The sequence below is a fragment of the Melioribacteraceae bacterium 4301-Me genome (genome assembly GCA_041538185.1).
GTDB lineage: Bacteria > Bacteroidota > Ignavibacteria > Ignavibacteriales > Melioribacteraceae > Pyranulibacter > Pyranulibacter aquaticus.
Window position 1 is genome coordinate 225,022 of the sequence record JBGORM010000001.1, and the last position, 12,009, is coordinate 237,030.

Here is a 12,009-nt window from a genome sequence, read left to right on the forward strand (position 1 = left end):
GTAGAATATTAAAAGAATTTTTATCCAGGCGTTTTAACTTTTTTGTTTGAGCTATCGCTAAGTTTCCACAATATGATGGTTAATACCAAAACAATAACTTGTGCTGCAATTGTTTCAATTGTTGGATATATTCCCAGCAATGAAAAATTAATTTTATATGGTATAAAAGTTGAAGAATAATATCCGCTTTCTTGTAATGCGTGAACTCCTTTACCTGCGAGTACAACAGACAAAATGGCTATAGTTAAAGCTGAATACTGAAATAGTTTTTTAATTGGAAGTCTTGCTGTAAATTTTATTGCTATCCATGAAAGAATTAGAACAAAAATTAAAGTTAAAGCTGCTCCAAAGTATACTCCATTTGTTCCACTAGTGCTGGATTCTAGACTTACGGCGGAAAGAAAAATTGCTGATTCGAAAGCTTCTCTGAAAACTACTATGAAAGAAATTAATGCGAGTCCCCATTTATTATTACCTTCAACCATTCGTGCAATTTTTCCTTCAATAAACTCTTTCCATCTTTTCGCTTCTGTTTTACTGTGAAGCCAGAAACCCACATACAAAAGTATTATCACGGCTAAGACAGAACCAATGCCCTCCATAAGTTCACGGCTTTGTGCGCCAAGTGCTGTAAGCAAGTTTGTGAAAAACATACTTAATATTCCGATAAATAAAGCCGTTATCCAGCCATAGTGTACCCATTTTGTTGCATGTTTTGTTTGTAGTGATTTTAATACACTGAGAATTGTTGCAATAATTAAGAATGCTTCCAAACCTTCGCGAAGTAATATGGAAGCTGCTAACAGGAAAGAAAACCAAAAAGAAAAATTTTGACTACTTAGCAAAGAGGATGCGTTGTTAATTAATCTTTTTGCTCTTATGATGTCATCGTTCAATTCATTTTCTGGCCTTTTAGCTCTAATGTCATTTCTAATTTTTGTCATTATTTGCTCAAGCTCTGTTTTCAAGTCAGAATTTATAACGGAAAGCTGCTGTTCAAAAGGTTCTACTCTTTCGAGGTAAGCAGATAAAGCTTGGTCGAGGGCTTCTTCATATTTGCCTGATTTGTATTTTATTAATGCATCATCTAAAAATTTCGAAGCTTCTGCAATTGATATATTAGAATTTTTTTGCGGCTCGTACAATCTTATCGCTGCTAAATAAAGTGAATCGTTATTAAATGAATTTTTTAATAATAGCGATAGTTTTTTGTCTGACATGGTCGATATTTGTTCGAGTGATAGTTTTCTTAATATGTCGGAATAAATCTTATTGATAGAATCTTTTGATATGTTAAATTTATTTTTATATCTAAGACTGCTAATGTAAAATGCAACATCCCATATTTGCTTATCGTCTAAGTTATTAAACGGTACCATGCTCGTTCCTTTTATACCTATTTGCACTGTGTTATAAATTTGGAATGGAGAGATGTTATTCATTAATGAATCATTTAGAAAATTTGCTGGCTTTGGGATTAAGGATGCTGCTGCAGGTCCATCACCTTTACCAGTTTGACCATGACAGTTTACACAGTTTTGTTGGTAAACTTTTTTACCGTTTGTTATGCTTGGATAATAAAGGGGAAAGATTGCAATTAAATTTAGTGAGAGAATTTTCTGTTTAATATCATTAGCATTTTTAAAAATTATTTCTTTGTCTGCTTTTCTTTTAATTAATTGATTTAATTCTTTGATGCTATTTTTTATTTTTTGAATGTTTGGCGTTTTTAACGCAATAGATAAATTATTAAAGATCGATTCCGCTTGTTCAGCGAAATCGTTCATTTCAGAATATTCGATCTCATTAATTACTTTGCCATTTTCAATTGCATTGCGATAATCTGTACCGATGTAATCAAGAAGGGTTATTAATGTTCGAACATTCCTTTCTAAATTATTTTCGCCCGGATATGATTTTGCAAGAAAAATGAAAAAGTAAATTGACAGTATAAAAATGGGTTTAACAGAAAAATTAAACATAATATGTTCCTTTATTCTTGTAAAGCTTTTTTAATTGAATCGTCTAAAAATCGTATAATCTTTTTATTTGGTAATAATGTTTTACCGTTCCATTTGTATGTAAGACCATCTAGACGCTCAACTATACCTTTTTCAATACCTCCTTGTGACAAAAGGACCGGGATTATAATCACACTGCTGTTTTTAGAAGCCTGACGAACCAGACTTCTTAAATTTTCTTTAGCTATTTCATATATTTCTTTTGGTGCATCATCGCGTACTGTAAGACAAAAAATATTTTTAAAATTGTTACTTTCCTTACGAATTTGTTCTGCTATACTTTCTAATGTGCTTAGCCATTTTTTGTTATCTTCTTCATCGTTAGGACCATGAGCTACTAATATTATAGTTTCATTTTCAGGTGAATTACTTAATTCTCTTATTCTGTCAGTAAGTATTTCAGCAACCACCGGATGGTCATTTAATGGATCAGTTAAATAAATTTTTGCCTTTATACTAAGAGGCTTCAATTTTAATTCTTCACCATTGTGATTCATGTTATCATTGCTAATATGATGTGTATGATTTTTTAAAGAGTTGTTATAATTATTTTGTTGTGAATCGATATGTGAATGATTCATCGAAGTGTGATTCATAATCATTGGCTCGTCTGCAAGTTCTTTCCTTAATCCAAGTAAATATTCATTTTGGCGAATTATAGGACTAAAAGATGAAATGAATAATTGTAGCACTACTATTTTAGTTATGCCTTTTTCTTCGAGTTTATTAATTCCTTTCTGCATTGATTTTGGATCAGCCATTCCAAAAGCAATTTCAACCTCATAATTTTTTTTGAGATGTTCTACAGCTTCGTTAACTGTATGATTCCAATTCTTGTTACCGCCATGCGCAAGTACTAAAATCCCGACTTTATGCTGTGCTGTAAGATTCGCATAAGAAAAACATAATGATAATATTATTAAAATTGAGCAGGAGAAATTTGGTACTTTCATACATATTTCTTTCTTTTATTATTGAGTGATTCATGTAAGCTTGTACTCGTTTAATATATGTTTAATACTAAATCTTAATTATTGTTGAATCGTAATAAATTTCACATTGAATTCTTTTTATAAATAATTTCACATGGTATTAAAATTCATTCTTAATATTTAATGATCGATTCGGTCAATTAATTTTTTCTGTAAAACTGTTTATTTGTTTAGTCAACATATTTACAAGATCAGAAATTCTATAAGGCCACGCATAGACAATTTTTATATTTGGATAATTTTCTTTAAATGATTCAATCTGCTTAGGGATATCAATTTCAGAATGATTACCGCCTGGAGTAAACATTATGCTTGTAACTATTATCAAGTCAGGATTATCGTGAGCTGCTTGTTCAAGAGCCTCTTCTACAGTAGGTCCGCACATTTCATTAAAAGCATAATGAACTGAATGGAATTCTTTATTTTGTTTTTTGAATTCATTAACTACTTCAATAAAACCTGCCCAGTAAGGGTCATTATTGGCATTTCTAGGCCAGTTCCTTAACTCTTTTTCCAATAACTCTGCTTTGAGTGAATGAGTATCGTGTATCTTAAAGTATTCACTTAATTTTGGGAAATCTTTTGCGGGAGCTCCGTGCCCTACAATTATTACAGAGATCTTCTTTTGATGCAGAGATTCATCATAATTAGGCTGAGTAAAATTATTATTATGAGATGAATAAGCAAATGTTACCACTGTACTAATCAATAAATACGAAAATAATTGTATTAAAATTGTTCTATTCATTTTTTATTCTCCCTTTTTATTTAAGATTTCTTGAACCATCATCTTGGTAAAAATATTTGAATGAATAAAATCTTGAAGGTTCACTGCCTGTTGGATTTTGTGGCGCATTTTTATAATAACTTAGAATTTGGACTTTGGCATACTTGCCGTTTCCACATCTTATAATTAAAACTACTCCAGGTATTGGAGTTATTAGATGATTTGGTGGACCTGAATAATGATACCAGCCTTTATCGGAACCGGTTGGAATTGCCGGTGCTGACGTAGAATCAATACTGTAGCCTGTTTCCGGTGCTTCTGTTACATCTTCAAAGTTAACATTTCTTAAAACAATAGCACCGCCTTTGCCTGGACCACTGCTGCCACTGTTTGTGTATATGGTAGTTTTATTGAATGCAATATCCCAATTTACAGTTGCTGTGTCAGTACCGGTAACAACTGTACTATCCTTAAATCTGAAATATGTGCTTTTATTTTGATTAGCCGTATCCGCAGGTATATTGTATATTGTATGTACTTTCGCAGAAGGTGATTGTGCCTCTGGTTCTGTAACATTGTCTTTGGAGCATCCTGTGATTATTAATCCGTATAGCGTGATAATCAAAAAGTATTTTATTGCTTTGTAATTTAGTTTTGATAACTTAGCCATGCATTCTCCTAATTTGTTCATGGTTATAATTGTTAATCAATTGTTTTTTGAAAATTCGATATTTATTCCACCGTAAATAATTCTGCCGGGTAATGAAGGAATAAATTGTGGATTAGTTTTGTCGAAAATGTTTTCTATTCCTAAAACAATATTTAAATAATTCTTTATTTGTTTTGTTAAAGTAAAATTCCAAATAGCATAACCAGCAACATATTCACTGTTGTCATCAAGAATACCATTGCCGTTAGTATCACCAAATCCGTATTTACTGCGTAAAATACCTCTTAAGTTTGCAAAAATACCCAGCTCATTATTTTGATAAGAAAGTTTAATTGTGCCTGAATGATTTGAACGGTTGAAGAGTCCGCCATACTCAGATTCTTTAACTAACCTTATTCTTCCATTAGAGCCGACCTTTGAAATTTTGCCGCTTCTTATTTCGTTAAGAATTTTTTCATCTATTGCTTGTAAGTATTGATAACTGATAGAGAAAGAAAATTTATCAAAAGGAGAAAATGATAATGAAGTTTCAATTCCTTCAGTATATATTTTATTAATGTTGAAATAAGTAAACACACTTTGTCCATTTGTTTTGATTGCGATTGGACTTGCCTCAATCAAATCTTTAACATTATTTCTAAATAGATTTATTGAAGCGAAAAATGAATTTGTGGGTGAGTATTCTATTCCAAAATTAAATCCAACTGAACTTTCGGCACGAATCTTTGTTATCCTCTCAGGGTCTATTAATATTCTTTGGATTTGTTGCGATTCTAATAATTGTTTAATAGATTCCTGAATATTTGAAGACCCAAAAACACTATAGCCTACTTGAGCATTTGTAAAATTAAGATAAAGCTGCTGTAGTGTTGGAGCTTTAAATCCGCTTCCAACAGATGCTCTAATTTTTAGAAAGTTATAAGGTTTGAATAGAATTGAAAATTTAGGACTTAACTTTGAAGCAAAATCGTTATGATGGTCAAATCGAACACCAATTACAAAATCGAATTTGTCGTTTGGCAGCCATTCTTCCTGTGCAAAAAAATAGTAAGAGCTTGTATTTTTTTTACCATCATAAATCCTATCAGCCTGTACAGTTTCGAAAATATATCCTGCTCCAGCGATGAGATAATTTTTTGTATCCAATAAAAAGTCATTTTTAATTTCTGCTTTATAAAAGTATTGGTCAAAAATATTTTCTTCATAAATACTGCCATCATTTTGGAAAGCTGATTGGGAATTTGTAAAATATCTTGAAAAATATAAATTAGCTTCAGATTTAATTGATGAAGTAAATTTATGTTCGAATAATAAACTATTGTTCCAATCGGTCAATTTATCTGTAGTGTTAACTAATTTTATTCCGTTTAATACTGTTGATTGTTCTATATTATTTTGCTGCTGCAAAAAAATTCTGCTATTAAACTTAAGGAAGTAAGAGTCGTTAATTTTATATCTTATTAGAGGTGATATACTGTAATTAAAAAATTTTGGTGCTGTTAAAGATATAGAAGCTGGGATAAGTTTATATCCATCGGAACTTATTCGTTCAAGAAACAGAGAAATATTCAATTTATCATTTTGCTTGAATATCTCTTCTTTAGTAAGTGATAAATTGCTGATAACATCTAATGTATTGTATGTTTTGTAGAGTGATTGCAAAGCTAAGGTATAAGAATTTTCAGGTATATCTGTAATTAAATTTATTACACCTGCGAGTGCTTCACTTCCATAAAGTGAAGAGGAAGGACCTTTTACTATTTCGATTTGTTTTAAATTTGACACAGAAAATCTTGAAAGATCAATAGTGCCTGCATTTCTTCCAATTAAAGGTTCTCCATCAATCAAAACGAGAGTATAATCTGGGTCAAGCCCTTGCATTTGAACACCTTTTCCCCAAGGTTCATCTATAATTAATAAACCTGGCTGTTCAACAATTACCTGCTCTAATTTTGTAAATGCAGAATTTTTTATGTCGTTTTTAGTAACAATTTCTGTTTTAATTGGCGTATTAAGGATATTTTTATTTGTTCGAGTTCCAGTTACGACGATATTGTCTATTAAGAAATTTTTCTTTTTAAGAAAAACTTCTAGCGAGATTTGTTGATTTTCCGATAAAACGACAATTCTTTTTTCTGTTTCATAACCAATAGCAGATACAACTATGACATGTTTACCTGAATCAACATTACTAATCTCAAAATTGCCTTTAATGTCTGAAGATGCACCAATGTTTGTCCCTTCAATTTTTATATTAACATTTGGTATTGGATTTTGGTCTTCATCAAATATTATTCCTGAAATTGCAAATTTTTGTTGAGCATTTATAAGTGAATAAAATGCCAAAAAGAAAAAAGTTATATAGAGGAAAGTGTTGATTCTTATTGTATACATAATTCTTATTTAGACTAAATCTTAATAACAAAATTATTTTCTATTGTATTTTAATACAATACACTGTAGTAGGTAATTTTTTTAACAATTTTAGGTAAGTGTATTATTGAGGACTGGCAAAGATTAAATAATGCCAGAATCAATAGCATAAAGAATTAATTCTACTGGTGATTTTAGTTTAAGTTTTTTCATAATGTTTTTACGGTGAGTGTAAACAGTATGGATACTTATAAACAGTTTATCAGCTATTTCTTGATTGGAATATTTTTCTGCAATAAGTCTGATAATTTCAATTTCTCTTTTTGTTAATTCAATTTCATTTTTAGGTTCTTCAATTTTTTCTTCGAGTATAACGTTAAGAATTTTATTACAGAAGAACTTTTCACCTCTAGAAAGAGAATCTAAAGCAGTTAAAATTTCATTTTCATCGCATTCTTTTGTTAAATAACCCAAGACGCCGTTTTTTATAGCTTTCAGAATAATGTCCTTTTTATTATTCTCTGATATAACCAAAATTTTAGTTAATGGCGAGACCTCATGTATCATTTCAATATCATCATGAAGAATGAAGTCTCTTTGGTCCATATCAATTGCTATAATATCTGGCTGAAATATTTTTAGTTTATTCCAGAACTCTTTTTTGTTTGTTATTTCTCCTTTTAGTAAATAACTCTCGTTTTTTTCTATAATAGAACGAAAGCCCCTTCTAAATAGGTATATAGGAGTTGCAATAACAATAGTAATCATTTTTAAATAAGTTATTATTACTAAGACTAAATCTAAATAAGAGAAATATTAATAGCAATCTTTCCAGGTATGGAATTATTAGTTGTTTGCTAAGTATTAAAGTAAACGAACTTCGAAGGAAATCTTTATAGTAAATAATTTTGGCTGTTAACAGAAATAAGTTTTTTTGCTTATTAACTTTTAATAAGTTAGTAATATTAGAAAATCCATAAATAATTTAATAGAGTAGTTTACTAAGAATAAATGGCAAGGACAGAGCCTTTCGATAAATATTTAAATGAATACGAACAATGGTTCAAAGAATATTCTTTTGTTTATCAATCTGAAATAGAAGCTTTAAGACATTTTATTCCAGTGGGCAAAAGGGGAATAGAAATTGGAATTGGTACTGGACGCTTTGCCATACCTTTTAATATTAGGGAAGGGGTAGAACCATCCAAGGAGATGAGAAATTTCTCTCTAAGATTGGGCTTAACTGTTTACGATGCAATAGCAGAAAACCTTCCGCTTAGTAATGAATCATATGATTTTGTGTTGATGGTTACTACTATTTGTTTTATTGATGATATAAAAAAAGCATTTAATGAAGTACATAGAATTCTTAAATCTAACGGTAACTTTATAGTTGGATTTGTTGATAAAAATAGTTCACTTGGGATGAAATATGAAGTGTTAAAAGAACATAATCCGTTTTATCGCATTGCTACTTTTTACTCTGTTGATAATGTAAGACATTTTTTGACAGAGGGAAAATTCACCAACATTGAAATAATTCAGACTATATTTGGAGAGCTTGATCAGATTAAAGAAGTACAACAATTTAAAGAAGGTTATGGAGAAGGTGGCTTTGTTGTTATAAAAGCAGATAAAAGTAGTAATTGAATATTGTACAATAATTTAACCTATAATTTTTTGCTAGAAAGCTTATCCCTTTTGTGACCAAGTTATAACTAATTTACTAATTAAAAGCTTTATCGAATATTACCTTAGCAACCAAAGTTAAAGAGTAGGTTAGCTTACCAAAGGAAGCTCAAAACGTAGGTTGGCCTGCCAAAGGGAGTTTCAAAATGTAGGTTGGCCTGCCAACCGAAGCTTTTAGATGATTTTGGCCTGCCAACCGAAGCCTTGGCGTAGGTTGGCGGAGAGGGCGAGTCTGACTACGCAACTACGTTGCTTCGTCAGATAAAATTCTTTTCTTTAATATTGCTTTTCCAGAACCTGTCTTAAAATATTTCTCAAGTTTTCTTGCTTTAGATTCGGTATTTACGGCAACATAGGCTTCTAATTTGAAAGGTCTATAATGTTTCGTAGAAATATTTAATCCATTATTATGTTCTTCTAGTCTTCTTTTAATATCATTTGTGGAACCAATATAAATATAATCCGACGTTAAGCTTTTTATGATATAAACATACCACATAAAATGATTAACCAATGTTGAGTATTAATTATTACAATCGAAAATTTAAATTATCTTAAAATTTATAAGCAATTATTACTTTCGCAAAATGAACTTTTAACATATATTGGATTGCCACTGAAGCTTTTAGGTGATTTTGGCCTGCCAACCGAAGCCTTGGCGTAGGTTGGCGGAGAGGGCGAGATTCGAACTCGCGATAGAGGTTTAAGCCCCTATGGCGGTTTAGCAAACCGCTGCCTTCAGCCACTCGGCCACCTCTCCTTATGCTGAACTGTTCGAAATTTTATCTGCCAATATAATCAACACTTGGTTAAAATAAAAATTTGTAGCTTAATTGTATGTTCCTGCCCGGCATATAAGCAAAATTTTTTATTGCTGATAAATGGTCTCTGTATGGTTGGTCTAATAAATTGTTGATTTTCAAGTCTATCATGTGAACATAATTGCCCATTAATAATTTTATGCCGGCATATATATCTATTAATCCGTATCCTTTTGTGGGCGTTTCAAATGGTGCAGTTTTATTTTGCTCACCGGCTAATTTCCACAGAATACCAAACCAATAGTTATCGTTTGAATAACGTTGTTCAATAGAAAATCGCATCGGCGGCAGTTGTGGTAAATTTTCGTCTAATATTTTTTGTTCACCCCTCACATAATCAAAAATAACTGTAGTTGATAAAAATCTGTTAAATTCATATTGAGCTTTTAACTCTGTACCGTAAATAACAGCACCACTTTGACTATATTGATAAACTGGAATACCTATACCATCTGTGTTAAAGTGATTTTTGCTTGTCTCTACATTATAGTAAAGGTTTGTTGGTTTTCTAAAAATATAATCGTCAAGATTGTTGTAATAGAAATTTAATTCAGCAAGGTGATTAGCTTTCCTTACTCTTAAACCAAGATCGAAACCTAAATTTTTTTCATTTACCAAATTTCTGTCACCAATATCAAAAGTTGCAGTAGCTTCGTGAATTGCATATGAGGATAGTTCTTCAATAGTTGGTGCTCGAAATGCATTTGCTAAATTAGCAAATAGGGAAATCTTATCTGTAAGATTATAAACTAATCCAATGGAACCACTAAGTGAGTAATATTTTTTTTCTGCAGAGGGAAATGTAGAATCTGAAATTTCAGCTTGAGGTATTTTTATTTTATTAATTTCATATCTTGCCCCAAATTGTAAGTTCAGATTATTAAATTTAACTTCTTCAAAAAAATAAGCTGCTAGACTGCTATAGTCTGCATTAGGGGTAAAGGCTTCTGCGCCAGTTACTGAATAATTTTGCTGTAATCCCCAAAATCCAAAAACTCCCTGTAAAGCAGAAAAAATTTTTTGATGTTTAAATGAGAGATCTGCACTGTAACTTTTTAGCCCAAATGCTGTGCCTGTCTCACCTGTCAATCTTGAAATTTCCTGATGCTGATAATTTTGGTAGCCGCCTTTAAGACTAAAAGATTTTACAAAAGATTCAACTTTAGAACTTTCTAATAGAATTCGAAGTTCTTGTTTTTTCATTTCAATTTTTATAGGGCCATCACCATTATTTTCATTTGGATTTAAGGGTATACCATAACCATTAAAGTAATTAGCATAACTTAAGCCAGCAGTACCAAAGTGGGGAATAAACGAAATTCCGAATTGATAGCCCCTTGAAAATTGATCTGAATTTACTACCTTGTTGCCATTACCGTCTTTATAATCTCTATTTGTTCTGTTAAAATAATTTCCGTGGAAGCCAAAGTCATTTAATCCGTAATGAAAATCAAAGTTGCCGGCTAATTCTTTGTTTACCGTAGAAGTTACCAAATTAACTGTAGCATCGGGTTTAGATGGGATGTAAGTGGGAATTGCTTCGGTAATGACATTAATTACACCACCAATTGCGTTACTTCCGTATAGTAGACTTGCCGGGCCCCTCAGTACTTCAATCCTTTCAACACTTATACCATCATCACTTACTGCATGGTCATCAGATGTATTCGATAAATCTCCCATACGAAGACCGTTCTCTAAAATTAGTATCCTATTGTTGCTAAATCCTCTGATCACAGGTCTGGAGGCAGCAGTTCCGTTAGACCTAAGTGAAATGCCCGGTTGAAAATTTAAAGTTTCTCCGATAGTTGAACTTCGTTTTATATTCAAATCCATATTTGCAATTGTAAGTGTACTTTGTGAGATATTTTTAGGATCAATTTCTAAAGGATTTCCGGTTACTACAACTTCTTGTAAATTAACGCTTCCTTCTACCATTTTAATTATTAGAGGTTCACTTTGTGGGACAATAATTTTTTTAAGAATTGTTTTATGACCAATGTAAGAAAATTTAATTGTGTATGTTCCTTCTTGAATATTATCGAACCTAAAATCCCCATTCAAATTTGTCGCGGTTCCAATTTTTAACTCCTCTATAATAATGTTAACTCCAAGTAAAGGCTCACCATCTTTCTCGTCAATTACCTTTCCTTTGATTGAGTTTTGTGTATGGACTGTTATTGGTATATATAATGATAATAATATTATTAGCAAGTTAAATCGCTTCATAATTTTCCCTTTGATTTTATTTATGAAATAAAAAATGAGAAAGAGATTAGTTAAAAGGTGATTTTGTAAGAATTATAAAGCTGGCGGCGCTCTTAGAGAGCTGGAAAAACCATAGAAGGATTTATAGAATTGATAGTCTAAAACTTTATCTATGATTTTAATATTATAAAGGGATAATGCAGCAAAACTTGGGGTTATTATTGTATTGTAAGTTGTGTGAATAAACTCAAGCAGTTTACATTGACCTGAATTACTCAAAAAAGGATCAGAAACTTTTACAGCATCATTGCTGCTAAGAGAAGCAATGTTATTGAATGAAAGATTATACAAATTGTGATAGTGCAGCGAAGAGATGCCAATTATAAGAAGCTGAACTGTTAGATTGATTACAGCAGTGTATTTAATATATTTTTTCTTCAGACTCACAAAAATCTTATAATCGTTAAGTTAAAAAGGTTGATTCTCTTTTACTCAAATGATATTTTCC

General features: G+C 31.1%; 10 protein-coding genes and 1 tRNA gene. 1 reads left to right on the forward strand and 10 read right to left on the reverse strand.

Features of this window, described 5'->3' with window-relative positions:
• Positions 1-20: 20 nt before the first annotated feature.
• From ABRY23_01145 to ABRY23_01170, 6 genes are all read right to left on the reverse strand, one after another.
• Entirely contained in the window at positions 21-1,982 is a 1,962-nt protein-coding gene (locus ABRY23_01145) for an FTR1 family protein (protein ID MFA3781652.1), read from the reverse strand.
• A gap of 11 nt (positions 1,983-1,993) precedes the next feature.
• The gene (locus ABRY23_01150; protein MFA3781653.1) at positions 1,994-2,974 is read right to left on the reverse strand and encodes a sirohydrochlorin chelatase; all 981 of its coding nucleotides are present in this window, start codon (positions 2,972-2,974) and stop codon (positions 1,994-1,996) included.
• Between the two features lie 175 nt (positions 2,975-3,149).
• Positions 3,150-3,761 carry a sirohydrochlorin chelatase gene (locus ABRY23_01155; GenBank protein MFA3781654.1) on the reverse strand — a complete coding sequence of 204 codons (612 nt, stop codon included), beginning with the start codon at positions 3,759-3,761 and terminating at the stop codon, positions 3,150-3,152.
• Positions 3,762-3,777: 16 nt separating this feature from the next.
• Positions 3,778-4,410: an HmuY family protein gene (locus ABRY23_01160; GenBank protein MFA3781655.1), complete on the reverse strand. Its 633-nt coding sequence runs from the start codon at positions 4,408-4,410 to the stop codon at positions 3,778-3,780.
• 36 nt (positions 4,411-4,446) lie between these two features.
• On the reverse strand, positions 4,447-6,804 hold the full coding sequence (locus ABRY23_01165; protein MFA3781656.1) for a TonB-dependent receptor domain-containing protein: 2,358 nt from the start codon (positions 6,802-6,804) through the stop codon (positions 4,447-4,449).
• 123 nt (positions 6,805-6,927) lie between these two features.
• The gene (locus ABRY23_01170; protein MFA3781657.1) at positions 6,928-7,551 is read right to left on the reverse strand and encodes a LuxR C-terminal-related transcriptional regulator; all 624 of its coding nucleotides are present in this window, start codon (positions 7,549-7,551) and stop codon (positions 6,928-6,930) included.
• A gap of 243 nt (positions 7,552-7,794) precedes the next feature.
• Between ABRY23_01170 and ABRY23_01175 the strand changes: the two genes are divergently transcribed.
• Entirely contained in the window at positions 7,795-8,433 is a 639-nt protein-coding gene (locus ABRY23_01175; protein ID MFA3781658.1) for a class I SAM-dependent methyltransferase, read from the forward strand.
• Positions 8,434-8,716: 283 nt separating this feature from the next.
• Here the strand turns inward: ABRY23_01175 and ABRY23_01180 are convergent, their stop codons facing one another.
• From ABRY23_01180 to ABRY23_01195, 4 genes are all read right to left on the reverse strand, one after another.
• Entirely contained in the window at positions 8,717-8,971 is a 255-nt protein-coding gene (locus tag ABRY23_01180) for a GIY-YIG nuclease family protein (protein ID MFA3781659.1), read from the reverse strand.
• A gap of 167 nt (positions 8,972-9,138) precedes the next feature.
• A tRNA-Ser gene (locus ABRY23_01185) sits at positions 9,139-9,232 on the reverse strand.
• A 49-nt stretch (positions 9,233-9,281) separates the two neighbouring features.
• On the reverse strand, positions 9,282-11,522 hold the full coding sequence (locus ABRY23_01190; GenBank protein ID MFA3781660.1) for a TonB-dependent receptor: 2,241 nt from the start codon (positions 11,520-11,522) through the stop codon (positions 9,282-9,284).
• Positions 11,523-11,594: 72 nt separating this feature from the next.
• Entirely contained in the window at positions 11,595-11,948 is a 354-nt protein-coding gene (locus ABRY23_01195; protein MFA3781661.1) for a hypothetical protein, read from the reverse strand.
• Positions 11,949-12,009 lie beyond the last annotated feature (61 nt).